We start from the raw sequence: 24642 nt of genomic DNA, 5'->3' as shown, positions 1-24642 counted from the left end.
TCATCGGGAAGATAACCCGCGCTATTGGACGCGCTGTGCGTAGCAAAACGAGCAGACAGAAAATCAACGCGAGCAGCGGCAACCCGACCCAAGGCAACGCGTAACAAATCCATCAGGCAAAAAAATGCCGCTTCAAGTTGAACTTCGAAGCGGCATTTCTCATTCACTAGCGGAAAAACTACTTCGCGACGACCACGGGAATTCCGCGCAACTGCCCGGCACCCTTCACCTCTTCCAGCGACTTCTTCACCGACACGCTCGTCGCCGCTTCGATCTGCAAGCGCGTAGCGAGATCGCGCTCGCCGCGCTTCACGCCCGCCAGATTCGCCAGCTTCACGTGACCATAACCGCGTACACGTGCATGCAGATCCGCCAGCTTCGCGACGTCTTCCAGATTGCTCACGTCGAGTTTCGAGAACGCGCGCTGCAAGGTGGTTTCGTAGTCGCCGGCGAGTTCGCGCTCCATCTTGCGTTCGAGCGTGCGGCCGAACGGATCGAGCATCGTGCCACGCAGGCTGCTGAATTTCGCCATCACGCCGAGCACCGGCCACATCCATTGGCCGAAGGTCTTCTTGGTCGGATTGACGCCCGGTTGAGGACGCGTGAGCGTCGGCGGCGCGAGGTTGAACTTGATGCCGAAGTCCTTGCCCGCGACACCTTCGAATTGCGCTTCCAGTGCTTCACGGAAGGCCGCGTCCGTATGCAGACGCGCAACTTCGTATTCGTCCTTCACCGCGAGCAGACGATAGAACGTCGTCGCCACGGCGCGCGTGATGCGTTCGCTCTTTGCGTCGGCCGCGGTTTCGGCACGGCGCGCGGCATCGACCAGCGCACGATAACGCTTCACATAGCTCGCGCCACCGTAGGTTTGTAGACGGCTCTCGCGATGCGCGATCAGTTCGTCGAGCGTATCGACGCGCACCGCCTGCTTCGCGAGATGCCGTGCTTGCCACAGCGATTCCAGCGCAGCGGGGTCTTCCGCAGCAACACGTCCGATCGAAAACGCCAGTTGATTCATCTGCACCGCAACGTTGTTCAATTCGATCGCGCGCATCATCGCGGCGAACGACACCGGCACGAGACCGAGTTGCCAGGCATAACCGAGCATCAAAATGTTCGCGCCGATGGTGTCGCCGAGAAAACGTGTAGCGAGCGCCTGGGCGTCGCACGTCGACATACGGTCTTCACCTGCCGCGTGACGCATCTTGTCGATCAACGCATCGGCATGCAGCGTCGCGTCCGGGTTCTGCACGAAGGTCGCGTTCGGAATGGCATGCGTGTTCACGACGATGCGCGTGCGGCCATGACGTACCGTTTGCAAGGCATCGGCGCTCGCGCCCACCACCATGTCGCAGGCGAGCAGCACGTCGGCCTGTTGCGTGTCGATTCGCACTTGATTGAGCCACTCGTCGCGCGCGGCGAAGCGCACGAACGACAGTACCGAGCCGCCCTTTTGCGCGAAGCCCATGAAATCGAGCACCGACGCGCTCTTGCCCTCCAGATGCGCGGCCATGCTGATCAATGCGCCGACCGTCACGACGCCGGTGCCACCAACGCCCGTCACCAGAATGTCGTACGGCGCGGCATCGAGATGCGTCGCGGGAATCGGCAACGCGTCGACGCGTGCGGCGAGCGCGGCCGGATCGAATGCGGCGCCCGCCGCTTTCTTCAGCTTGCCGCCTTCCACCGTGACGAAGCTCGGGCAAAAACCGTTCACGCAGGAGTAGTCTTTATTGCACGAAGATTGATCGATGCGGCGCTTGCGCCCCAACGCCGTCTCAACCGGCTCGACCGACAGACAGTTCGATTGCACGCCGCAATCGCCGCAGCCTTCGCAGACTTCCTCGTTGATGAACAGACGCTTGTCCGGATCGGGAAACTCGCCTTTTTTCCTGCGACGCCGTTTTTCCGCGGCACAGGTCTGGTCATAAATCAGCACGGTCACGCCGTCGGTATCGCGAAGCTCGCGCTGCACCGTGTCCATTTCGCTGCGGTGATGGAACGTCGTGCCTTTCGGGAAAAGATCGTGGTGGCCGTCGTATTTTTCCGGCTCGTCGCTGACCACCACGAAGCGCGATACGCCTTCGGCTTCCACCTGACGCGCGATCTGCGGCACCGAGATGCTGCCGTCGACCGGTTGGCCACCCGTCATCGCGACGGCGTCGTTATAGAGAATCTTGTACGTGATCGTGGCTTTCGCGGCCACGGCCTGGCGGATCGCGAGAATGCCCGAGTGAAAGTAGGTCCCGTCGCCGAGATTCTGGAACACGTGGCGCGTTTTCGTGAACATCGAGTGCGAAGCCCAATCGACGCCTTCACCGCCCATCTGGATCAGCCCCGTGGTGTCGCGTTCCATCCACGACGCCATGAAGTGGCAGCCGATCCCCGCATGCGCGATCGACCCTTCAGGCACTTTGGTCGACGTGTTGTGCGGGCAGCCCGAGCAGAAATACGGCGTACGCTTCACGCTATCCGCCGCATTCGAGAGGATTTGCGGCGCCACCAGATCGACCACACGTTCGCGGCGGTCCAGCGCCGGCTTGTGCTTCGCGAGCCAGTTCGCGAACACCGGCAGAATGCGCGAAGGCCGCAATTCACCGAGCGACGACAGCAGCAACGTGCCGTCTTCGGCGTTCTTGCCGACCACGATCGGCCGCGTGCCTTGCGTGCGGTTGTACAGATAGTCTTTGATCTGCTGCTCGATGACCGGGCCTTTTTCCTCGATCACCAGCACTTCGGACAAGCCGGAGACGAAGGCGTCGATGCGCGTCATTTCCAGCGGGAACGACAAGCCGACCTTGTAGATCCGCACGCCGGCCGCTTCCAGATCGGCCACCGTCAGATCGAGCCGGCGCAGCGTTTCCATCAAGTCCAGATGGGCCTTGCCGCACGTGACGATCCCGACGTTCGCATGCGGACTCGGCGCAATCCATTTATCGATGCTGTTGGTGCGCGCGAAATGACGAACCGCGTCGAGCTTCGCGTGCATCCGCGATTCGATCGTCAGGCTCGGCAGATCGGGCCAGCGATTGTGCAGGCCGCCCGCCGGTGCCTCGAAACCTTGGGGCATCGCCCATTCGGTTTGCAGCGCATCGAGGTCCACCGTCGAACCGGATTCGACCGTTTCCGAGATCGCCTTATAACCGACCCATGCGCCCGAGAAACGCGACAGCGCCCAGCCGTACAGGCCGAACTCGAGCATGTCGGCGATGTTCGACGGATTCACTACCGGCATGTGCCAGGCCATCAGCGCGAAATCGCTCTGATGTGGCATCGACGACGACACGCAGCCGTGGTCGTCGCCCGCCACCACCAGCACGCCACCGTGCGGCGACGAGCCGTACGCGTTGCCGTGCTTCAGCGCGTCGCCCGCGCGATCCACGCCGGGGCCTTTGCCGTACCACATCGCGAATACGCCTTCGACGGTGCGTTCCGGGTCCGATTCCACCCGCTGCGTGCCGAGCACGGCGGTGCCGCCGAGTTCTTCGTTGATCGCCGGCAAAAAGCGAATATCACTCGCCGTGAGCAGTTTCTTCGCTTTCCACAATTGCTGGTCGACCATGCCGAGCGGCGAGCCGCGATAGCCGCTGATGAAGCCGGCGGTGTTCATGCCGTGCGCACGGTCCACCGCGCGCTGCATCAACGCAAGGCGCACCAGCGCCTGCGTGCCGGTCAGGAAGATTCGGCCGCGCGTGGCGGTGAGGTTATCGGACAGCTTGTAGTCGGCGAGAGCGGGCGTGCCGTCGATGGGCAGGCGAGCGGTCATGGGTGAGTCTCCATTTTTTTGCATCCGCGCGCCGTGGGGTGGGGGCCACAAAAGGCGACGCGGCGAAAGAGACTCTATTTTTTAGCGCCAATTGGAGTGAATTTTTTCTACTTGGTGAGGCGTTCAACGAAACAGCGCGACGGGTCGCGCGTTTTAATGAAGTTTTGAGATGGATCTGCCACGCGGCGAGCGGATTCGGGTAAGCCCTGGTGCGTGACCCGAGGTGAAATCAGCCTTGGCGTGAGACCCGCCGACCGTTTTGCCGCAGGTGGGTGAATACGGTTCGACGCGGGTGATCTACGGTTTGGTTTTCAGTCCAGACGGTCAACGCCGCGCCTCTCTGCGCTACGGCGTGGATGCCTTCGCCACAGACGCCGCAATCGGCGTCGAGTCGAGCGGCACGACCTCGTCGAAATGCGAATAGTCGATGAGACTCACGCCGTTTTCCTCGCGCATGATGTCGACGTATTTGTGCTGCCAGCGGATCTGCTCGCAACGCCACATGTGACGCGCCTGCATGGTCTGCGAGGTCGACTCGTCGACCCCTTCGAGCGTCAGCCAAAGCGAGGCGTCACGGTCTTTGAGCGTTTCCGCCGTTTCGCCAAATAGCGGACTGCTTTCGTCGATGACGTGCATCAGGCTCCAGCCCAGCTTGAACACGGGATGTTGGTCGCGCACCAGCGTCAGATCGTAGAGCTTGCGCAGCGTATAGCCTTCGACGGTGGTCTCGAGCCGCATGATGCGCAGCTTCGCACGCGCTTCGGCGATCACGTTCTGACGTGCGTTGGCCGCGCGCACCACCAGCGTCATGCGGCCCTCGAGGGGCCGCACGATCGCGTAGCGGGCAAACATGATCTTGGCGTGCGGGCGCGAGAAGCGCGCGAAGATCAGCCCCGTCGCCAATGCGATGCCGGACATGCCGACAAAAATTTCGAGCGTCGCGATCCAGTGCGCGTAGACGGTTTGCGGATGCATGTCGCCGTAGCCGACGGTGGCGAGCGTTTCGACACTGAAGAAAAACGCGCCGCCGAAACCGGCCGGATACTGATTCGCAATCGGCGCCTTGCCGAGCATGTAGAGCGATGCGAACACGGTGTTGAGCAGCAGGAACAAAACACCGAGCGTCGCGAAGAACATCGGCCACCGCATCATCAGTGCGCGGTGATAGAGATCCTGCCAGAAGGGCATGGGCAGACCGTGGGCGATGACCACGCGGTCGTCCAGACGCATTTCGCGGCTACCGCGCGGGCGGCGTTTTCGCGCTCGTGCCTCGGCTTCGGCTTCGGTGTCGCCGATGGCAGGAAAGCGGTCTGACTGTTCGGTAGCCATCGCGTGCTCGTGAAGGTGAAAACGCGCAAAGCGTAGCACGCCGCCTTGCGTGCTAAAGGTGATCTTCGGCGTGCCGCAGAGGCGTTGAAGGTGATGCCGCGACGATGCGAGCGCGGTGCTTTGGGCGAGCCTGCGGGTGGCACTTCAGGTGCGCGTATTCGAGATTTTGCGATTGCGCTCGCCTCGCGCACACCGTCGATAAACGCGACTGCCAGGGGCTACGGAAAGGCCCGTGGTTTCGGGATGCCGGCCCCGTGTTCGATATCGTCGACGGCTTGCTGATGCGCTGCCGCGACGGCTTCGTCCGCATAGCCGTTGTCACCGCCCACGGTGGTCCACGACTTGACGGCTTTCTCGCGATGCCGGATTTCGTATTCCGCGTCCCAGCGTGCGCCGTTGAGTTCGAGAGGGCGGACGTGAATCGAGTACACGCCGTAGAGGAAGAGCTGTTCAGCCATGTTCGCCTCCAGCCGGTTGATTCAGAGTGGCGCAGTGCGATGGGCGCGGCGCCGGGTTGCCTAGAGTTCGATCTCCCCGAGGATGCGGTGGGCGAGCGCTTTGGCTTCCTCGAGGGCTTCCTCGGGCGTGGACGAGGTGGCTTCGACCTCGTAGACCGTGGTTTCCTGGTCGGTGTCTGCTTCGCCGTCGTCGCGAGAAAGGGTCACCAGGCCTTGCCACGTGTCGCTTTGTACTTCTCTTGTCGAAGCAGTGGCCGTGTAGATGCCTTTGGTGTAGGTGATGTCATCCATGGCGACGCTCCTGGTTCCAAAGGGTTGGGTTTTTTCATCCTAGCACGATGATCGAGCTTCGGTTTTTCGCCTGTGCGGCGCGCGATGGCGGCAACCGATGTCTACAACCTGCCTGCAACGATACGCGCCGCACAAGGCAAAAAAACTACAGCAGCGCCACAACCTCATCCAGAGAAGGGGCATGCGCGCCGGCATGGCGGCAAGCCGCGGCGCCGGCGGCCAGAGAGAAGGCCAGATGTTCCGGCCATGCCCGTTGCGGTGCGGTCATCAAGCTGAACAGCAGACCGCCGATAGACGCATCTCCCGCGCCAACCGTATCGACCACTTCGACCCGTGGCGGCCGAGCCTCGACAACCACGGCGCCGTCGATCAGCATGGACGTCTCTGGCCCCCGCGTGACCAGCACGGTGGCAACTGGGTTCATCGCCCGCAACTGGGCGAGCGCGCCGGCTTCGTCGTCCGTCTTGAACAGCATGCGCAAATCTTCGTCCGACACCTTGATCAGATCGGCCAGCGCGGCCATCTTCCGCAACGTGGGCTCGTAGCCGTGCTCCATCAGGTTCCGGTAATTCGGATCGAAACTGATTTTCACGCCGCGCGCGCGCAACTCGGCGGCCAACGCGGCAAGCGTGTCGCCAAGCGGCTGACGCACCAGGCTGATGCAACCAAAATGCGCCCACTTTACCTGTTCGATCCAGCCGGCCGGCAAGCGCGCCGGGTCGAACGCCAGATCGGCGCCGTTTTCACCCATGAAAAAGTAGGCCGGCGGATGGGTCTGATGAACGATCGCCAGCAAAGGTGGACGCTCCACGCGCTGCATGAAGCGCATGTCGAGCCCGGCGGCAATGCTCGCGTTCCACAGTTCGTCGGAGAAATTATCGACGCCCAGCGACCCGGCACACGCCGTCGGCAAACCGAGCCGCGCCACGCAGCGCGCGACGTTCCAGCCGGCGCCGCCAGGACGCGAGAGCCATTGCGAGGCGCCGGTCCGCACGAGATCGGTGAGGATGTCGCCGGCCGAGACGAAGAAGGGGAATTCGGTGTTCGCGTTCAAGTTGCTCATTTTGCTTACTCCGCGGATTCGGATGCAGCGGCCGCGCCGTCAGGCAGCGCGTGCGCCAGCACCTCATAGCACGCGCCCATCGTGTGATAGTCGGTCTTGCCGGCGGGACTCTTTTCGTCGCTGTACTTGCGGTTGTCGCATGTGAGAATGCGGTACCACGCGCCATACTTGTGATCGACGAAATGCGCCCAGCTGTAGCGCCAGATCTCGTCGTACCAGTCCCAGAAGCGTTCGTTGCCGGTGCGCTTGCCGAGCAGCGCCGCAGTGGCGAACGTCTCCGCCTGAACCCAGAAATACTTGTCGTGGTCGCACACGGTGCCATCCGGGCCGAAGCCGTAGTACAGGCCGCCGTGATCTTCGTCCCAGGCGTGTGTCATCGCGGCGTCGAATAGCTCGATTGCGCGCGGCAGCAGCCACGGCAACGGACGATAGCGTTCGAGAATCAGCAGCAGCTTGGCCCACTCGGTTTGGTGCCCGGGCTGGAAACCCCACGGACGGAAGATGTTCGAGCTGTCTTCCTCGTTGTAATGCCAGTCGACCGACCAGTCCGCGTGAAAGTGTTCCCACACGAGGCCCTGCGAGAGCTTCGCCTGACGCAGCGTGATGTTGGATGCCACCCGTTCCGCACGATCGAGATAGACCAGGTGTCCGGTCGCCTCGTGTGCGGCCAGCAGCGCCTCGGTGGTGTGCATGTTCGCGTTCTGGCCGCGGTACGAGCTGACTCGCCAGTCGGGCGTGGCTTCATCGGCATAGAGGCCGGCGGCGGCGTCCCAGAAGCGATGTTCCATCAACTCGAAGGTCGCGCCGATCATCGGTTTGGCTTCCTCGATGCCGGCCATCGCCGCATGCGAATAAGCGAGCAGCACGAACGCGAGGCCGTAGCAGTGACGCGTTGCGTCGAGCGTGTGCTTGCGGCCGTCGCGCCACTCGAGCTCCCAGTCGTAGCCTTCGTGCTCGGCGTCCCAATGCGCCTCGCGCAGGAAGCGTAAGCCGTGGCGCGCGTATTCGAGATGCTGCGGGTCGCCGAACTGGCGATACGCCATGGCGTAGTTGAAGACGTAGCGGCACGTGCTCACCAGATGCCGCGTGGTCTTGTCGTAGACCGAGCCGTCGTCGCGGAAGAAGTGGAAGAAGCCGCCGCTCGGATCGAGCACGTTCGGCGCGTAAAAGCGCAGTGTGTCCTGCACATGAGCGAGCAGGAAGTCGCGGCTGCGGAAGCTGTCGACGGGCGGCGCGGCGATGGCGCCGTTCGCGGGGTGAAGCGGGTCGGATTGCGTCATGGCGTTTTTACCAAAGTACTGGCACGGGCAATGAGATGGACGGGCAAGCGGACTTCGAGTTCAGCGGGGGCATCTTCAAGCAGCAACTCGACGCCGCGCCGGCCGAGCGCCTCCTTGTCGACCGAAATGGTCGATAAGGGCGGCGTGGCGTGAGCTGCGGCGGGAATGTCGTCGAAGCCGATGATCGCGATGTCCTCGGGCACGCGGATGCCGCGCGCGAGGCACGCGCGCAGCGCGGCGAGCGCGGCGGCGTCGTTATAGGCGAACACGGCGTCAGGTCGCGGGCCGGGTGCGTCGAGCAATTGGTGCATCGCGCGCGCGGCGCCGCTGTCGGGATCGAGGCCGGCGTCGATCGTGACTTCCTGCGAGGGGTCGAACAGCAAGCCCGCTTCGAAAAACGCGCGCCGGTAACCGAGCGCGCGCTGGGCGATGCTGAAGTGCGCAAGCGAGCCGCCGATGAACGCGACGCGCTTGCGTTGCTGCTCGAACAGGTGCCGCATGGCGAGCGTGGCGCCCGTGGCGTTGTCGAGATTCACCGAGCGCAAGCCGGGCGCCCACAGGTCGATCAGTACGAGCGGGCGTTGCATCGCCACCAGGGTGGTCAGCGTTTCCGGCTCCACGAAACCGGCAATCGCCACCGCATCAGGTGCATGCAGGCGCATCTGCTGGATCACGTCTTCGGTCGGACCGGCGGTCAGTACGGAGGGGACGATACCGCGTTCACGGCACGCGTCTTCCACGCCGTGCAGCACGTGCGAGAAGAACGGGCTGACGGCGAAGTTGTTGTGCTGACGGTGCAGCAGAAAGGTGAGGCGGCGGATGCGCGGGCGCAGTTGAGCGGCGTCATAGCCGAGCTGCCGCGCCGCTTCGACCACGCGTTCGCGGGTGGCCTCGGAAAGGCCGGGCTGATTCTTCAGAGCGCGTGAGACGGTGCCGATCGACACGCTGGCCGCGCGGGCGACGTCGCGGATGGTTGTGGCCATCGAATGATGGCGGCCGCAAGCATGGCGGCCGCACGGTGTTTGGGTTCGGCCGATTGTATAGTAAAACGTGGCTAAAACAGTCTACGGAGGGAGCGATATGTACCCGGAGATACCCGTAGGCATTGCCGCTGGCCTGATTTATGTTGTTTAGTAAAAACTGATAAACAAGGTGCTGGTGCTGCCCTCGGCACGCTTGCATCTCAATCGAAAGACATAACCGCCACGTCCGCCTGTCCACGTAGCAGCGCCACGCTCTCATCCGCATCGATCAGCACGAAGCCGCTCGTCTCGTGCTTCGCGCGCCGTTTCGCCAGCGCCGCGACGGATGCAATTTCCTCACTGCTGTAAAAGGACGGGCCGCCGTCCGACTCGACGCGCACGCAGCCGATCGCCATCGTCACGAAGCCGAAGAAGGTCGGATTGCCGCGCCGGTCTTCACCGTGAATGCCGCCGGCCAGCCGGTCGGCGGGCGCGTAGAAGCGCTGCGCGCCTTCGTTGAACAGGTGAATCGCGCGCAATACGCGGTCCTGCCAGTCCTCGCTCTGGAACAGGATCAGGAAGTCGTCGCCGCCGACGTGGCCCAGGAAATCTCGGGTCGGGTCGCAGACGTCGGCGAGCACGGCGGCCGCGAATTTCAGCACTTCGTCGCCCTGCCAGTAGCCGTACTGGTCGTTGAAGGGCTTGAAGTGGTTCAGATCGACGTAGCACGCGTAAAAGCCGGCGTCGTTGCCCAACAGGCGGGCAATGTGCGAGCTGATCGGGATGTTGCCCGGCAGGAAAGTCAGCGGGTTCGCGTAGCGTGCGGCTTCGATGCGCACTTCGGTCACCGCGCGCACCAGTTTCTCGCCGGTGCCGAGGCCGGCGTATTTGCCGTCGCTGTCGGTGATGACGAAGCCGTCGGCGAGATAACGCTGGTCGTCGCTCGCGAGGAGCTTGGCCATCTGTTCGACGGTCATCGACTGCTCGATGATCACCGGCGACGCGTTTGCAAATTGCAGGCAAGGCCGCTTGCCGAACAGTTCGCGGTGGTAAGGCAGCGCGTAGCGGTCCATGAAGCTGCGGCGGTTGATGAGCGCAACCGGCTCGTCGTGTTCGACCACCGCCACCGCGTGCAGATCGGGCAGGCGGTTGAACAGTTCGAGCACGTCGTTGTTGGTCGCGTGGCGCGGCAGCGCGGGCGCATGCACCATCATTTTCGCCGACGCCATGCCGCCGGACGGCGACGCGCTGCTCCCCGTGCGGGTGGTCTCCGGGAACACGGCGATGTGGCCGGCGCGCAGTGCGTCGCGGGCGTCGTCGGTAACGCTGCTGGCCGGCTGGGCATGCGGCCGGCCGAAGAAAAACCCCTGCCCGCAGCCGATCCCCATGTCGCGCACCACGATCAGATCCGCTTCGTCTTCGATGCCTTCGGCGACCAGCCGCGCGCCGCTTGCATTGGCGAAGTGCTGCATCGCGCGCACGGCCTCGAATTTGAGCGAATCGCTGGAAATGCCATGGATGAAGAAGCGGTCGATCTTCACGACGTCCGGCTGCAGCCGCACCCAGAGATTCATGCTGGCGTTCGCGGTGCCGTAATCGTCGAGCGCGAACTGCGCGCCGGCCGTGCGCAGCGCCGAAATCACCGGCAGGAAGCTGGCGATGTCCAGAATCGCGCTTTGCTCGGTCAGTTCGATCACGATCCGCCGCGGATCGACGCCGTGATGGCGGAGCAGCGCGAGCGTGTCCTCGTGCGCTTCGGCTAGCTGACGGATCGCGCCCGCGCTGAAGTTGAGAAACAGCTTGCCGTCGAAATCGAGCCTCGCGAACGCGGCGATGCAGGTGCGCGCGGCGGCCTGTTCGAGTTCGAGCGCACAACCCTCGGCGAGCGCCTGCGAAAACAGGGCGAACGGCGCTTCGAGCGGTGTGCCGGCCGGGCCGCGGATCAGACCTTCGTAGCCTAGGATCGCGGCGTCGTCGAAATCGACGATTGGCTGGAATACGGCGGACAAGTCACGCCGGGCGATCAACTCCTCGATACGCGGCGTAGCGGATCGGGAGGGCGAACGAGGTTGCATGGCAGTTAGGCGTAGCGATCGACCTATGACTTATCGACCCATCCTGCATGAAATTAAGTGAACTTTTAGTGAAGCGTTGCACTGCGATGGTGCGTCGCGGTTCCGGGCACGATGAGGGCGGTGTTGCCGCGGCCAGGAGTTTGCCTATGCCATCCGGCTGAGGCGACAGCAAGCGCGTTTGAGCGTGAAATAACAAAAAAGCCGCACGAGGCGGCTTTCTTCAAATGACGCTCAGGGAGGGCGCTTATGAATGTCCTGTTTGCATTGCGCGCGTACTCAACGGCGCGCGACAGCGGCGGCGGGCCGCTCGCGCGAAGCCGCGCGGGTTTCGCCGCTGGTGTCGCGAGCCCCCCAGCGCTGCGCGAGCGCGGCGCACACCATCAGCTGGATCTGGTGGAACAGCATCAGCGGCAAGACCACGGCGCCCACCGCATGCGAGGCGAAAATCACCTTGGCCATCGGCACGCCGGCGGCGAGGCTTTTCTTCGAGCCGCAGAAGATGATCGTGATCTGGTCGGCGCGGTTGAAGCCGAGCCGCTTGCTGACCAGGATCGTCACGGCCAGCGCGAGCGCGAGCAGTACCACGCTGATCAACAGCAGGCCGCCGAGCGCGGACAGCGGGATCTGGTGCCACAGGCCCTCATCCACGGCCTCGCTGAACGCGCCGTACACCACCAGCAGGATCGACCCCTGGTCGACGAACTTCAGCACGCCGCGATTGCGCTCGATCCACTTGCCGATCAGCGGGCGCAGCAACTGCCCGGCCACGAACGGCACCAGCAGTTGCAGAACGATGTTGCCTACCGTATGCCACGGCGAGGCGCCGCCGCTCGCAGCCTGATTGGTGACGACGAGGCTGACGAGTGCGGGGGTGATGAAGATCCCCAGCAGGCTCGAGGCCGACGCGCTGCATACGGCGGCCGGCACGTTGCCTTTGGCAATGGACGTGAACGCAATCGACGATTGAACCGTCGACGGCAGCGTGCAGAGGAAGAGGACCCCCGCGTAGAGCGCCGGCGTGACAAGTGGCGAAAGGAGCGGCTTCAGCGCGAGGCCGAGCAGCGGAAACAGCGCGAACGTGCTGAGCAGCACTACCACATGCAAACGCCAATGCGTCGCACCCGCAACGATCGCTTCGCGTGAGAGCTTGGCGCCGTGCAGGAAAAACAGCAGGCCGACCGCGATGTTCGTCACCCAGTTGAACCCGACGGCGGCCTGTCCATGAACCGGCAGGAAGCTGGCAAGGATCACGGTGCCCACGAGGCACAAGGTGAAATTGTCGGGAAGCAGTTTCGGGCGAGCCATGGCGAAATCTCGATTCGGTGATGCGGAAAGCAGGGCGCGCATGTGCCCGCTTCAGGCTATGGGAAACGGCTATTGTTGTTGAAAATCGATTAAATATGCAAATTCATTTGCCGAATCGATTAATGAGCATCGCGCATCAAATCACTCTCGCAGCGACTGTTGCGATGCCCACGCTCAATTCCAGTATTGGCGAGCGTCTCTGTTTGGTCCACTGCCGTTTTGACAATTCGGCGAAAAATTCCAGTGGAAATTCATCATACGCAAGTACCCTGGCCGATCCCGCCAGAGCCGCTCAGCCAAGCTGTTTCAGGGCTTTCGCGCAAGGACTCTGTCGCGGAAAAACGTCGCAGTAACAAGGTGTTACAACAGCCGTCGAGGCCTAACACTTTTTGGCTCGACACCCTTTGCCGGTACCCATAAATTACTGCTCAAAGGCCATCGGGATGCCCCGCGCCGCGACAGATACGCAGCGCTCGTGCCGGTCCCAGAACAAGTCCATCGCAGCTCGAACGGTGGACTTCAGGCAGGTCTTCGGGCGTGTGAGTCATTGGGTGGACGGGTTGTCGAGAACGAAGCACTGGGCGTTTGGCGCGGTTATCGCTGCGCTGTGCTCGTTCGCCTATGCAAAAGTGCCGGGCATGCCGCACGGCGGCGGAGGCGGCGGTTATTCGCATGCCGCCGGGAGCCACGCAATGCGTGGCGATGCGCGCAACAGCGGCTATTACTACGGCGCAGCCAATTCAAGACCGGCTCGCAATACGATGACCGACAGCAACGCGCGCTTGCCGCATGGCGGCGCGAACTTCGCTACAGGCAGCTACGTCAATGGCTTTGGCGGTTACAACCAAGGCATGCGTCGGGCTCCCGGATCGGGCGGATATCCTAACGATAGCCGCGGCGGCATGCAGTACGCCGGCGCTATTACCCCAGTCAGCGCTGAATCGCGAGCGGTACCACGGCCGCCGCCCAACGCGCCGGTTCGCACAGGTTCGATTCGCGCGGATGTTGCCCGCTACAACGAAGAGCGCGGCGCCTCGCGTGCCATGCAGCGCCAGGGGGACGACCCGCGTCAGCAGGAAGGGTCGCCGTACCGTAACTAACGGCAGCGCGGGAGTCTCGCTGCCGCCCAATGCGGTCTAACACCGCTCCTCGTCTTTCCGCCCGCCTCACCGAATTCCCCTTCACCGAATTTCCCTCCCACGCCTCGCCGAATTCCTCCCAGGCTTCGCCGAATCCGCTTCGCCGGTTCTTAAACCGGTTTACCGTGGCATTCCGCTTTGCAACCCGCCAGAAAACCCCCTGTCAATGTGACGTTTCGACGCCACACTTTTTTGAAAACATTCGGCAGCAAATCGCTTCCCGTCGTCAAATTTGATCGTTTTCGCCGCGGCGCGTCATCCGCATGTCATCTGAACCGTTATCACCCAGTCGGGTGCAATGTCAGTAACGCTTTGCGCCGAACGGCGACGTCCGCGGCGATGCAGTGACGACGTATAGGGACGCCGCTTTATCAGGCCGATAAGTGACAAAACTAATCAGATCGCTATACCCGCAATAACCCACGATATTTTTGTCCATAAAAATGGTCCGCAAAGATGGTCCCGCCCAGATTGGCTCGATGATCGAACGGACAACAACAATCATTCGCGCGAGCTCCCCCTTTCGCACAGCCACACCCTTTTGACAAAGACAGGAGAACCCATGAAAACAAGCATCAGCAGTGCGCTGAAGACCACCCTCAAGGTAACCGCGTGTGCCGCCCTGCTGGCCAGTGCATCGTCTGCTTTTGCGCAATCGAGCGTGCAACTCTACGGTCAGGTCGACGAATGGGTGGGTGCGCAGAAATTCCCGGGCGGCAAGACGGCGGTCCAGGTGTCCGGTGGCGGTATGTCGACGTCGTACTGGGGCTTGAAGGGGGCTGAGGATCTGGGTAACGGCTACAAGGCGATCTTCGCGCTGGAAGGCTTCTTCCTCGCGCAGAACGGCCAGTACGGCCGCTTCACGGGCGACACGATGTTCTCGCGTAACGCCTATGTCGGTATCGAATCGCCGTACGGTACGGTGACGGCGGGCCGTTTGACCACGCCGCTGTTCGTGTCGACGATTCTGTTCAACCCGTTCATCGACTCGTACGTGTTCTCGCCGATGGTGGCCCACGTGTACCTCGGCCTCGGCACGTTCCCGACCTACACGACCGATCAGGGTGTGACCGGCGACTCGGGCTGGAGCAACGCGGTGTCGTACTCGTCGCCGAACTTCAATGGCCTGTCCGCGACGGCGATGTACGCGCTGGGTAATACGGCGGGCGAGAACGGCGCGAAGAAGTGGAGCGGCCAGGTGCTGTATTTCCACGGCCCGTTCGCGGCGACCGCGGTGTACCAGTACGTGAACTTCAACAGCGTGCCGGGCGACCTCGGCAGCTTCGATACGTCGGGCGTGCCGGGTCTGAAGAGCCAGAGCGTGGCGCAAGCCGGCGTCTCGTACGACCTGAAGTTCGTGAAGTTCTATGGCCAGTACATGTACACGTATAACCAGCAGACCATTTCGAGCTGGCACGTGAATACGGGGCAGGGCGGCGTGTCGGTACCGGCCGGCCCGGGCACGGTGATGGCGTCGTACGCCTATTCGCGCGACGGTGGCGGCCTCAATCAGACCCGTCAGACGGCTGCGGTTGGCTATGACTATCCGCTGTCCAAGCGCACGGATATCTACGCGGCTTACATGTACGACAAGATCACCAGCCAGTCGAGCGGCAACACGTACGGCGTCGGCCTGCGCGCGAAGTTCTAAGCGTCGTCGGGAGGCAAGGCGGCAGGCGCCTGCGAGCGGCTGCCGCGTACTGCCAACCGTCCGTGCCCAGCCGGGCAACATCTGCAAAGCCCACCTTCTTCGGAAGGTGGGCTTTGCCGCTTCTGGCGTCCTTTTTGCGCCTGCATTCCCGATTTGCCGACCAGTTTTTGATAAACCCGGCAGAATGGCGTCGATTGATTCCTGAAGCGAGCGATTGAGATGGATACCCTCGTCAGCATGAAAGTGTTCCGCCATGTGGTCGAAGTCGGCAGTTTTGTCGGCGCGGCTGAACGGATGGAGATGTCGGCGGCCATGGCGAGCAAGCATGTGATGCACCTCGAACAGCAGCTCGGCGCGCGTTTGCTGAACCGCACCACGCGCCGTGTCGCGCCGACCGAGGCGGGCCGCGAATACTACGAGCGTTTGAGCCAGGTGCTCACCGAACTCGAAGAAGCCGAGCAGGTGGTCGGCGCGGCGAGTGTCGTGCCGCAAGGGCGCCTGCGGGTGTCGTCACTGTCGGCATTCGGTTTGAGCCACGTGATGGCCGCGGTGGCCGACTACGCCGCGCAGTATCCGCAGGTCACCGTCGACATGACTCTGTCCGACCGCGTGGTCGAACTGATCGACGAAGGCTTCGACGTCGCGATCCGGGCTTCGCCGAGCGGGCTGAAGTCGTCCTCGCTGATCGCGCGGCAGATTGCGACCGCCCATCTGGTGCTATGCGCGTCGCCGGCTTATCTGCGCCGGCATGGCACGCCGAAGACCGTCGCCGATCTGGCGCGCCACAACTATCTGCAATATGCAGGCGTGTCCGCCCTCGAAATTGCGCCCGCGACCGGCGATGGCTCGCCACGCGTGCGTCTGTCCGGCAATCTGATCGTCAACCACCTGGAGGCGCAGCGCGTGATCGTGCTGCAAGGGGCGGGCATCGCGATGCTCGGCACCGAGGTGATCGGCGAGGATCTGGCCGCGGGGCGTCTTGTGCCGCTGCTGGTAGACGACGTGCCGCCGCGCGAGTTGCCGATCCATGTGGTCTATGCGAGCCGTCGGCATCTGTCGGCGAAGGTGCGCTCGTTTGTCGACTTCCTGGCCGAGCGGTTCGCGAACGAATCGCTGTGGCCTTCGCTCGAACAGATCAAGGCGCTCGCGGTGCGGTAGGCAAGCCGGGAAGCGTGGCTGAATCGGGTGGTCGGATGGCCCGACAGACGGTTTGGCTAGCTCAGGTGAGCGGGCGGCCCGACAGACGGTTTGGCTAGCTCAGGTGAGCGGGCGGCCCGACGGACGGTGTGGTGGGTTCAGGTGGTCGGGCGGCTTGACAGACGGTGTGGCGGGCTCAGGTGGTCGGGCGGCTTGACGGACGGTGTGGCGGGCTCAGGTGGTCGGGCGGCTTGACGGACGGTGTGGCGGGTTCAGGTGGTCGGGCGGCCCGACAGATGGTGTGGCCGGCTTGGGTCACCAACCAACCCGCCAAGCGGGCACGGCCGGGCCCGCCGCACCACCAACGCGTCCAGTTTCACAGCCAGGCCGGTCGAGGCCGCTCGTGGCCGTTTAGCTATACTGGTTGCCAGCACCCATACGCGTAACGATCTGGGGGAGACATGACCGATCTGTCCACGCCGCAGCGCGCCGGTGGCCACAAGCTGCCCGCGGGCCGGCGCCTGCGTTTCGTCACTGCTGCCGCCTTGTTCGACGGTCACGATGCGTCGATCAACATCATGCGGCGCATCCTGCAAGCGAGCGGCGTCGAGGTGATCCACCTCGGCCACAACCGCTCCGTCGACGAGGTGGCCACCGCCGCGCTGCACGAAGACGCTGACGGCGTCGCCGTGTCCAGCTATCAGGGCGGCCATAACGAATACTTCCGCTATCTGGTCGACCTGCTGCGCGCGCGTGGCGGCGAGCGCATCAAGGTATTCGGCGGCGGCGGAGGCGTGATCGTCCCTGAAGAAATTGCCGAACTCGAACGGTACGGCGTCGAGAAGATCTATTCGCCGCATGACGGCCAGCGACTCGGCCTGCAAGGCATGATCGACGACATGATTACGCGCTGCGCCGAAGTGGCGCGTGCCGCTGCCGCCGTGCGGGAGAGCCCGGTTGGCGGGTGGGTGGCCGACCTGTCGGCGTGTGGGCTGCCGCGTTTCGAGCCGCGCGCAGCGTTGCACGTCGAGACGCGTGGTGGTGATCACGCCAACGAGTGTGATCTTTCCGGCGAGACGCGGCAGGCCGGTGGGGCTCGCTACGCTAGCAAGCTCACCGGGACTGCCAACACCGCCAACACCGCCGAACAACCAGACCCTGCCGCCTTCACCTTCCGCCGCCTTGCGCAACTAGTCAGCGCATACGAAGCGGGCCGCGTCCAATCGGCCGAGCAGGAAATACTATCGGTCCTCGCGGAGGCGGCGGACATCCCCGTTCTCGGCATCACAGGCACCGGCGGCGCGGGCAAGTCCTCGCTCACTGACGAACTGGTCCGCCGGTTTCGCCTCGACTATGGCGACGCCCTCACCATCGCCGTGCTGGCCATCGATCCGTCGCGCCGCAAATCCGGCGGCGCGCTGCTCGGCGACCGCATCCGCATGAACGCAATCGGCGATTGGGGCGGCGGCGCGCGCGTGTATATGCGCTCGATGGCGACGCGTGACGCATCGAGCGAAATCACGACTTCGTTGGAAGACGTGCTGACGCTGTGCAAGGCCGCGGGCTTCGATCTGATCATCGTCGAGACGTCTGGAATCGGGCAGGGCGACGCGGCGATCGTGCCGCTCGTCGACGAATCGCTCTACGTGATGACGCCGGAATTCGGCGCGGCAAGTCAGCTGGAAAAGATCGACATGCTCGACTTCGCCAGCTTCGTCGCGATCAATAAGTTCGACCGTAAAGGTGCACCGGACGCACTGCGCGATGTTGCCAAGCAGGTGCAGCGCAATCGTGGCGATTTCGCGAAGGCGCCAGACGCAATGCCGGTGTTCGGCACGATCGCTTCGCGCTTTAACGACGACGGCGTGACCGCGTTGTATCAGCATGTCGCGGCAGCGCTGCGCACGCACGGCCTGCGTTCAGGCGGCGGGCGTTTGCCGGTGCTCGACAACCTGCGTTTTTCGAGCGGCCGCAACGCCATCGTGCCGCCTGCGCGCGTTCGCTATCTGGCGGATGTCGCGCAGACCGTTCATGCGTACCGCGAGCGTGCTGATGCGCAAGCACGGGTGGCGCGTGAGCGCTGGCAACTTATAGAAGCGCGTCGCATGCTCGGCGAAGCTGATGCCGGCACCGGCACCGGCACCGGCACCGGCACCGGCACCGGCACCGGCACCGGCACCGGCACAGGCACAGGCACAGGCACAGGCACAGGCACAGGCACGCCCTTCGGCGTTGCCCCGTCTGCAGGCTCAGCCTCAAATGTCGCGGCAAACTCCGCAAACATGCCTCAAACCCAACTCGAAACGCTCATCGCCCAACGCACCGCAGCCCTCGGCGAACGCGAACGCCAACTGCTCGACATCTGGCCGCAAACCGTGCTCGCCTATTCCGGCGACGAACACATCGTTCGCATACGCGATCGCGAAATTCGCACTGCGCTCACCGTCACGACGCTATCCGGATCCAGGGTGAGCAAAGTCGCACTGCCGAAATTCGTCGACCATGGCGAAATCCTGCGCTGGTTGATGCTCGACAATCTCCCGGGCTACTTTCCGTTCACCGCCGGCGTGTTTCCGTTCCGCCGCGAAAACGAAGACCCGACCCGGATGTTCGCGGGCGAAGGCGATCCGTTCCGCACCAACCGCCGCTTCAAATTGCTCTCCGAAGGCATGCCGGCCAAACGTCTTTCGACAGCCTTCGATTCGGTCACGCTCTACGGCGAAGAGCCGGACGAGCGCCCCGACATCTACGGCAAGGTAGGCAACTCGGGCGTCTCCGTCGCCACACTCGACGACATGAAAACGCTCTACGACGGCTTCGATCTGTGCGCGCCGGAAACGTCGGTATCGATGACGATCAACGGCCCGGCGCCGACGATTCTCGCGATGTTCTTCAACGTCGCGATCGACCAGCAGATCGCACGTCTAAACGAAAAACTCCAGCAGGAAGGACGCAAACCCACCGCCGACGAGCTCGCCACCGCTCGCCGCACGGCGCTGGAAAACGTGCGCGGCACCGTACAGGCCGACATCCTGAAGGAAGACCAAGGCCAGAACACATGCATCTTTGCGACCGAGTTCAGCCTGAAAGTCATGGGCGATATTCAGGCGTACTTTGTCGATCACGGTGTGCGCAATTTCTATTCGGTGTCGATCTCCGGCTATCATATTGCCGAGGCGGGCGCGAACCCGATCTCGCAGTTGGCCTATACGCTCGCGAACGGTTTTACCTATGTCGAGGCCTATCTCGCGCGCGGCATGTCGATCGACGACTTTGCGCCAAATCTGTCGTTCTTCTTTTCCAACGGCATGGACCCAGAGTACACAGTGCTCGGCCGTGTCGCGCGACGCATCTGGGCCATTGCAATGCGCGAACGCTACGGCGCGAACGAACGCAGCCAGAAGCTCAAGTACCACGTGCAAACCTCGGGCCGCAGCCTGCATGCGCAGGAAATCGACTTCAACGATATCCGCACCACGCTGCAAGCGCTGATCGCGATCTACGACAACTGCAATTCGCTGCACACCAATGCATTCGACGAAGCGATCACCACGCCCACCGAGGATTCGGTGCGCCGCGCGGTGGCGATCCAGCTGATCATCAACCGCGAATGGGGGCTGGCGAAGAATCAGAATCCGAATCAGGGCAGCTTCGTGATCGAGGAGCTGACCGATCTGGTGGAAGAAGCGGTACTGGCGGAATTCGATCGGCTCACTGAGCGGGGCGGCGTGCTGGGCGCAATGGAGACGGGCTATCAGCGTGGGCGGATTCAGGACGAGTCGATGTTGTACGAGCATCGCAAGCACGACGGCTCATATCCGATTGTCGGTGTGAACACGTTTTTGAGCGCGCATCCGCACGAAGCGCCGCAACCGATCGCGCTGGCCCGTTCCACCGACGAAGAAAAACAGAGCCAGTTGAAGCGTCTGCGCGATTTTCAGGCGCGGCACCGTGACGACGCACACGCGGCGCTCGAGCGCCTGAAGCGCGCGGTGATCGATGATGAAAACGTGTTCGCGGTGCTGATGGACGTCGTGCGCGTCTGCTCGCTTGGGCAAATCACGCACGCGTTGTTTGAAGTAGGCGGGCAGTACCGCCGCAATATGTGAAGTTTGGGCGTGATACGAGGCCTACTGAAGAGGCCGCGTATCACGCCCAGTGTGAATGGCGGACATGCTGCGACTCTCGAACCCGAACCCGAACCCGAACCCGAACCCGAACCGCAACAGAACGTTTTAGCCAGACACCTACCGCGCGATTCCCAGCCGCGCTTTTGCGTCGTTATATTCCGCCGTCAAACGCTGAACCAGTTCGCCGACGCTCGGCACATCGTCCATCAGGCCCACGCCCTGGCCTGCGCCCCAGATGTCTTTCCACGCCTTCGCCTTGTCGCTGCCGAAGTTCATCGCGGTCTTGTCCGATTCCGGCAGCGCGTCCGGATCGAGCCCAGCGTTCACGATGCTTTCGCGGATGTAGTTGCCGTGCACGCCGGTGAACAGGTTCGTGTAGATGATGTCCGACGCCGTGGAATTGACGATTGCCTGCTTGTAGCTGTCGACCGCGTGCGCTTCCTGGGTCGCGATGAAACGCGTGCCCATGTAGGCGAGGTCCGCGCCCATGGCCTGCGCGGCGAGAATCGAGCCGCCATTGGCGATCGAGCCGGACAGCACGATCGGGCCGTCGAACATGCGCCGCACTTCGCCGACCAGCGCGAACGGCGAAGTCGTGCCCGCATGGCCGCCGGCACCCGACGCTACCAGGATCAGCCCATCGACGCCCGCTTCCAGGGCCTTCTGCGCATGCCGCAGGTTGATCACGTCGTGCAGCACGATGCCGCCATAGCTATGCACCGCGTCGACGATCTCGCGCGCCGGTGCGCGCAGGCTGGTGATGAAAATCGGCACCTTGTGTTCGACGCATACCCGCACGTCGTGCTCAAGCCGCGTATTCGACTGATGGACGATCTGGTTGACGGCGATCGGTCCGATGATCGCGTCGGGATTGGCCGCCTTGTGTTCGGCGAGTTGCGCCTGAATCTGCGTGAGCCATTCGTCGAGCAGTTCGGCCGGGCGAGCATTCAGCGCGGGGAACGAGCCGACGATGCCGGCCTTACATTGAGCCAACACGAGTTCGGGATAGCTGACGATGAACATCGGCGAAGCGACGACGGGCAGCGCGAGTTTTTGCAGGACGGCGGGTAGGGCCATGGTGCGAGTCTCCTGATAAGCGGACCGGTGCGGAGTAGAGCGCCCGGCGATTGTGAGTTTAGCGGCACATGGGCTGGGGTGCGCCGAGGCTGACCGGCATTGTGCCGCCGCCGCCGCGATCTCACCCCGCATCTGCCAGAGTCACCCAAAAATTTAAGAACGGTCGTTCGATTATAGGCGAAGCTGCTGCGTCATGCCGGTTTAGAACAGTTGGAAGGAGTGTTCAGGTTCTATGCTTGCGTGGGCTATCCCACCCCGCATCGACACATTGCGCTCCTACAATGCGTTGACACCCAAACGATAAGAGACCCGCTATGGCCTTCGAGGATTTCACGCCCTTTCGTGTCGCCGTGGGCGACGTCGATATATTCGGAGTGAAGGGCGGGGCAGGGCCACCCCTTCTGTTGCTGCATGGCCATCCGCAGTCGCATCTGATCTGGCAGCGGTGCGCCGCGCAATTGGCTGAGCACTTCACCGTCATCGCGACCGACCTGCGCGGCTACGGCGCCTCGGGCAAACCGCCGAGCGATGCCAACCACACACCGTATTCCAAACGCGCGATGGCGGCCGACCAGGTCGCTGTGATGCGCCACTTCGGCTTCGAACGATTCCTCGTGTGCGCACATGATCGCGGCGCCCGCGTTGCGCACCGGATGGCGCTCGATCATCCCGACGCCGTCGAGCGCCTGATGCTGCTCGATATCGCGCCGACGCTCGCAATGTACGAAGCCACCGACCGTGCCTTCGCGACGCATTACTTTCACTGGTTCTTCCTGATCCAGCCGGAGCCGCTGCCGGAGACGCTGATCGGCGCGAACCCGGCCGCGTATGTCGATGCGGTGATGGGCAGCCGTCACGCGGGTCTCGCGCCGTTCGCGCCCGATGCACTTGACGCCTATCGCCGCGCGCTGGCGCAACCCGGCGCCGTGCATGCAATGTGCGAGGACTACCGGGCGTCGGCGGGCATCGACCTCGAGCATGACCGTGCCGACATCGAGCGCGGCCACAAGATCGGCTGTCCGTTGCGTGTGCTGTGGGGCGACAAGGGCGTGATCGAGAAATGCTTCGACGCGCTGGCGGAATGGCGTCACGTCGCACGGGACGTGAGCGGGCGTTCATTGCCGTGCGGGCATTACATTCCCGAAGAGGCGTCGGACGAACTGGTCGCGGAGATGCTGTCGTTCTTCGAGGCGGTCGAGCAGTAAGCCACTTTATCCTTGCGCAATGCGGCCGCCGGCTTGCGCATGCGTGACACGGCGGCCGTTTCGTTCACCGACGACGCGGCCATCGTTTCGCTTGAACGCCAGCGCACAGCGACGCGGTCACGCGCGTTCCGCTCAACCTAGCGGCGGCAAGCGGCGCGCGACCGGCGTCGACTTGACGATGGCGGTGCTAGTCTCCGCGCGCTCGGTCACCTTCGACAGAATCTCGTCGAGCTGTTCGATTGAATGCAGATACAGACGGCAGATGAAGCAGTCGTCGCCCGTCACCTTGTCGCATTCGACAAATTCCGGAATCCGTCGGATCACGTCTTCAACCAGATGCAATTGTCCGGGCAAGGGCTTCACGCGCACGATGGCCTGCAGCGTGAAGCCGAGCGCGCGCGGATCGATCTGCACGGTGAAGCGTTCGATCACGCCTTGCGCTTCGAGCCTGCGAACGCGCTCCGCCGTACTCGGCGCCGAAAGGCCGACCAGGCGGGCCAGTTCGCTGACCGGCTGGCGCGCGTCCAACGCTAGCGCGGCGAGCAGCGCGCGATCGGTTTCATCGAGTGTGGCAGGTGCAGCGGGAGCAAGGCGTTTGGTCATGATGGCCTTCGATTATTAGGTTCCTTCGCAGGAAGACTTAAGTTTAGCCCTGTATTCCGGCAATCGGATTAATTACACTGCTTCTCATGCAGGAATCAATTCGAGGATCGGATCATGGCGTCAAATGAGATTCGCCGCGGCGCGGCGGAAATGACCATGGCCATGCTGATGTCCGGCACCATCGGCTGGCTGGTGGTGTCGTCGCAGCAGAGCCCGTTCAATGTGGTGTTCTTTCGCTGCATCTTCGGCGGCGCGACGCTGGCGCTTGTGTGCGCCGTGCTCGGCCTCTTCAGGCGCAAGCTCTTTTCGTGGAAGATGCTCGGCCTCGCGCTGCTCGGCGGCGCGGCCATCGTCATCAACTGGGTGTTGCTGTTCGCGGCCTATTCGCGCGCCTCGATCTCGATGGCAACCGCCGTCTACAACACGCAGCCTTTCATGTTGGTCGCGCTCGGCGCGCTGGTGTTTCGCGAGCGCGTCAGCGCGTCGACGGTGGCCTGGCTGGTGGTTGCGTTTATCGGCCTCGTGTTCGTGGTGAAGGTCGAACCGGCAGTGTTGGCGGTGCCGGGCCAGTATCTGGTCGGGGTCGCTTATGCCGTGGGCGCGGCGGCGATGTATGCGGTCTCGTCGATCATCACGAAGCGCCTGAAGGGGACACCGCCCCATTTGATCGCGCTGATCCAGGTGTCGCTTGGCGTCGTGATGCTGGCGCCGTTCGTGCGCTTCGATGCGCTGCCGGCCAGCGGCGTACAGTGGCTTGAATTGATCGTGCTCGGGATCGTCAATACGGGGCTCATGTACGTGCTGCTCTACGGCGCGATCCAGAAGCTGCCGACCTCCATGACCGGCGCGTTGTCGTTCATCTATCCGGTGGTGGCGATTATCGTCGATCGGGTTGCATTCGGGCAGACACTCGCGTGGATTCAGGTGCTCGGCGCCGTGCTGATTCTGCTCGCGGCCGCCGGCGTGAATCTCGGGTGGCGGATCGTGCCGCAGAAACGCCTGTCCTCGACCTGACGGAAAGGTTGAGGCGCCGATGAATCAACCGGAAATAGTACGGATTCCGGAGCAATCGGCGCGCTGCCTTGTTCGTATAGACAGACCCATGGCGTCCAGCGCGTGAGACTACGAAGCTTCGTAACGCGTCGTCTGTATGCGGGTTTAAAAGACGGTG

Annotated in this window: 17 protein-coding genes; 6 read left to right on the top strand and 11 right to left on the bottom strand. The window is 63.1% G+C overall.

The window, feature by feature from the left end; translation table 11 throughout:
• Positions 1-178: 178 nt before the first annotated feature.
• From PQQ95_RS21755 to PQQ95_RS21715, 9 genes are all read right to left on the bottom strand, one after another.
• On the bottom strand, positions 179-3766 hold the full coding sequence (locus tag PQQ95_RS21755; RefSeq protein ID WP_408440485.1) for an indolepyruvate ferredoxin oxidoreductase family protein: 3588 nt from the start codon (positions 3764-3766) through the stop codon (positions 179-181).
• 345 nt (positions 3767-4111) lie between these two features.
• Positions 4112-5095: an ion channel gene (locus PQQ95_RS21750; protein WP_408440483.1), complete on the bottom strand. Its 984-nt coding sequence runs from the start codon at positions 5093-5095 to the stop codon at positions 4112-4114.
• Positions 5096-5313: 218 nt separating this feature from the next.
• Complete coding sequence (locus tag PQQ95_RS21745; protein WP_408440481.1) at positions 5314-5553, bottom strand: hypothetical protein; 240 nt, start codon at positions 5551-5553, stop codon at positions 5314-5316.
• A 60-nt stretch (positions 5554-5613) separates the two neighbouring features.
• Positions 5614-5844 carry a hypothetical protein gene (locus PQQ95_RS21740; protein ID WP_408440479.1) on the bottom strand — a complete coding sequence of 77 codons (231 nt, stop codon included), beginning with the start codon at positions 5842-5844 and terminating at the stop codon, positions 5614-5616.
• A gap of 145 nt (positions 5845-5989) precedes the next feature.
• The gene (locus PQQ95_RS21735; RefSeq protein ID WP_408440476.1) at positions 5990-6907 is read right to left on the bottom strand and encodes a carbohydrate kinase family protein; all 918 of its coding nucleotides are present in this window, start codon (positions 6905-6907) and stop codon (positions 5990-5992) included.
• A gap of 5 nt (positions 6908-6912) precedes the next feature.
• Positions 6913-8187 (bottom strand): AGE family epimerase/isomerase, encoded by a 1275-nt coding sequence (locus PQQ95_RS21730; RefSeq protein ID WP_408440473.1) that lies wholly within the window; start codon positions 8185-8187, stop codon positions 6913-6915.
• Entirely contained in the window at positions 8184-9170 is a 987-nt protein-coding gene (locus PQQ95_RS21725; RefSeq protein WP_408440470.1) for a LacI family DNA-binding transcriptional regulator, read from the bottom strand. Before PQQ95_RS21725 ends, PQQ95_RS21730 begins: the two co-directional genes overlap by 4 nt.
• 200 nt (positions 9171-9370) lie before the next feature.
• The gene (locus PQQ95_RS21720) at positions 9371-11224 is read right to left on the bottom strand and encodes an EAL domain-containing protein (protein ID WP_408440467.1); all 1854 of its coding nucleotides are present in this window, start codon (positions 11222-11224) and stop codon (positions 9371-9373) included.
• Between the two features lie 276 nt (positions 11225-11500).
• Positions 11501-12529, bottom strand: a complete 1029-nt coding sequence (locus PQQ95_RS21715; RefSeq protein ID WP_408440464.1) for a bile acid:sodium symporter family protein — start codon at positions 12527-12529, stop codon at positions 11501-11503.
• Between the two features lie 551 nt (positions 12530-13080).
• Here PQQ95_RS21715 and PQQ95_RS21710 point away from each other — a divergent pair.
• From PQQ95_RS21710 to PQQ95_RS21695, 4 genes are all read left to right on the top strand, one after another.
• The gene (locus PQQ95_RS21710) at positions 13081-13629 is read left to right on the top strand and encodes a hypothetical protein (RefSeq protein ID WP_408440566.1); all 549 of its coding nucleotides are present in this window, start codon (positions 13081-13083) and stop codon (positions 13627-13629) included.
• 601 nt (positions 13630-14230) lie between these two features.
• Entirely contained in the window at positions 14231-15319 is a 1089-nt protein-coding gene (locus PQQ95_RS21705) for a porin (protein WP_408440462.1), read from the top strand.
• A gap of 219 nt (positions 15320-15538) precedes the next feature.
• Positions 15539-16477, top strand: coding sequence for a LysR family transcriptional regulator (locus PQQ95_RS21700; RefSeq protein WP_408440460.1), 939 nt, complete (start codon positions 15539-15541; stop codon positions 16475-16477).
• Positions 16478-16917: 440 nt separating this feature from the next.
• Complete coding sequence (locus PQQ95_RS21695; RefSeq protein WP_408440457.1) at positions 16918-20565, top strand: methylmalonyl-CoA mutase family protein; 3648 nt, start codon at positions 16918-16920, stop codon at positions 20563-20565.
• 138 nt (positions 20566-20703) lie between these two features.
• Here the strand turns inward: PQQ95_RS21695 and PQQ95_RS21690 are convergent, their stop codons facing one another.
• On the bottom strand, positions 20704-21663 hold the full coding sequence (locus tag PQQ95_RS21690) for an NAD(P)H-dependent flavin oxidoreductase (protein ID WP_408440454.1): 960 nt from the start codon (positions 21661-21663) through the stop codon (positions 20704-20706).
• A gap of 314 nt (positions 21664-21977) precedes the next feature.
• On the opposite strand from PQQ95_RS21690, the gene PQQ95_RS21685 reads away from it, so the two are divergent.
• Positions 21978-22868, top strand: a complete 891-nt coding sequence (locus tag PQQ95_RS21685) for an alpha/beta fold hydrolase (RefSeq protein WP_408440451.1) — start codon at positions 21978-21980, stop codon at positions 22866-22868.
• 132 nt (positions 22869-23000) lie between these two features.
• Here the strand turns inward: PQQ95_RS21685 and PQQ95_RS21680 are convergent, their stop codons facing one another.
• Positions 23001-23471 (bottom strand): Lrp/AsnC family transcriptional regulator, encoded by a 471-nt coding sequence (locus PQQ95_RS21680; RefSeq protein WP_408440448.1) that lies wholly within the window; start codon positions 23469-23471, stop codon positions 23001-23003.
• A gap of 114 nt (positions 23472-23585) precedes the next feature.
• Here PQQ95_RS21680 and PQQ95_RS21675 point away from each other — a divergent pair, with 114 nt between their 5' ends.
• The gene (locus tag PQQ95_RS21675) at positions 23586-24485 is read left to right on the top strand and encodes a DMT family transporter (protein WP_408440445.1); all 900 of its coding nucleotides are present in this window, start codon (positions 23586-23588) and stop codon (positions 24483-24485) included.
• Positions 24486-24642 lie beyond the last annotated feature (157 nt).

The sequence above is a fragment of the Paraburkholderia caffeinilytica genome (genome assembly GCF_046030355.1).
GTDB lineage: Bacteria > Pseudomonadota > Gammaproteobacteria > Burkholderiales > Burkholderiaceae > Paraburkholderia > Paraburkholderia caffeinilytica_B.
This window is presented reverse-complemented; position numbering and strand designations above follow the sequence as displayed.

Excerpts from the sequence above, each read along its gene's own strand:
- PQQ95_RS21735 (WP_408440476.1), bottom strand. The coding sequence starts at position 6,907 with ATGAGCAACTTGAACGCGAACACCGAATTCCCCTTCTTCGTCTCGGCC.
- PQQ95_RS21705 (WP_408440462.1), top strand. The coding sequence starts at position 14,231 with ATGAAAACAAGCATCAGCAGTGCGCTGAAGACCACCCTCAAGGTAACC.
- PQQ95_RS21675 (WP_408440445.1), top strand. The coding sequence starts at position 23,586 with ATGGCGTCAAATGAGATTCGCCGCGGCGCGGCGGAAATGACCATGGCC.
- PQQ95_RS21695 (WP_408440457.1), top strand. The coding sequence starts at position 16,918 with ATGACCGATCTGTCCACGCCGCAGCGCGCCGGTGGCCACAAGCTGCCC.
- PQQ95_RS21720 (WP_408440467.1), bottom strand. The coding sequence starts at position 11,224 with ATGCAACCTCGTTCGCCCTCCCGATCCGCTACGCCGCGTATCGAGGAG.
- PQQ95_RS21740 (WP_408440479.1), bottom strand. The coding sequence starts at position 5,844 with ATGGATGACATCACCTACACCAAAGGCATCTACACGGCCACTGCTTCG.
- PQQ95_RS21680 (WP_408440448.1), bottom strand. The coding sequence starts at position 23,471 with ATGACCAAACGCCTTGCTCCCGCTGCACCTGCCACACTCGATGAAACC.
- PQQ95_RS21700 (WP_408440460.1), top strand. The coding sequence starts at position 15,539 with ATGGATACCCTCGTCAGCATGAAAGTGTTCCGCCATGTGGTCGAAGTC.
- PQQ95_RS21750 (WP_408440483.1), bottom strand. The coding sequence starts at position 5,095 with ATGGCTACCGAACAGTCAGACCGCTTTCCTGCCATCGGCGACACCGAA.
- PQQ95_RS21685 (WP_408440451.1), top strand. The coding sequence starts at position 21,978 with ATGGCCTTCGAGGATTTCACGCCCTTTCGTGTCGCCGTGGGCGACGTC.
- PQQ95_RS21715 (WP_408440464.1), bottom strand. The coding sequence starts at position 12,529 with ATGGCTCGCCCGAAACTGCTTCCCGACAATTTCACCTTGTGCCTCGTG.
- PQQ95_RS21755 (WP_408440485.1), bottom strand. The coding sequence starts at position 3,766 with ATGACCGCTCGCCTGCCCATCGACGGCACGCCCGCTCTCGCCGACTAC.
- PQQ95_RS21690 (WP_408440454.1), bottom strand. The coding sequence starts at position 21,663 with ATGGCCCTACCCGCCGTCCTGCAAAAACTCGCGCTGCCCGTCGTCGCT.
- PQQ95_RS21745 (WP_408440481.1), bottom strand. The coding sequence starts at position 5,553 with ATGGCTGAACAGCTCTTCCTCTACGGCGTGTACTCGATTCACGTCCGC.
- PQQ95_RS21725 (WP_408440470.1), bottom strand. The coding sequence starts at position 9,170 with ATGGCCACAACCATCCGCGACGTCGCCCGCGCGGCCAGCGTGTCGATC.
- PQQ95_RS21730 (WP_408440473.1), bottom strand. The coding sequence starts at position 8,187 with ATGACGCAATCCGACCCGCTTCACCCCGCGAACGGCGCCATCGCCGCG.